The organism is Labrenzia sp. ATLA3, assembly GCF_057180185.1.
This window is the reverse complement of the sequence record NZ_JBXUKV010000031.1, coordinates 1-233: the sequence shown is the minus strand read 5'-3', so window position 1 is coordinate 233 and position 233 is coordinate 1. Positions and strand designations below refer to the sequence as shown.

At 51.1% G+C, this 233-nt stretch carries 1 protein-coding gene; it reads right to left on the bottom strand.

The annotated features are described in order from the left end of the window. Positions 1–233 (bottom strand): hypothetical protein (locus AC2A6O_RS29080; RefSeq protein WP_498932191.1); only part of this gene is annotated, 233 nt, incomplete at both ends.

The window sequence follows — 233 nt, the reverse complement described above, 5'->3', positions numbered from 1 at the left end:
TGAAGTCTCGGGCCTGCTCAGTTCTGAGTGATGTCAGCCTGCCCTCCTCAAGATCGATGGCCAGCCATGTCGCAGCTAACATATGGCTTTTATCAAAGCGAACCGGAGCTTTCATCAGGTACCACCGTTCAAATGCGATAATGGTGTCATGAGCCTCGAGCGGGTTCAGCTCTACAAACTCATCATCGTGAACCTCCAGATCATGCTTTTCGGCATAGGCCGCAAACCAGATT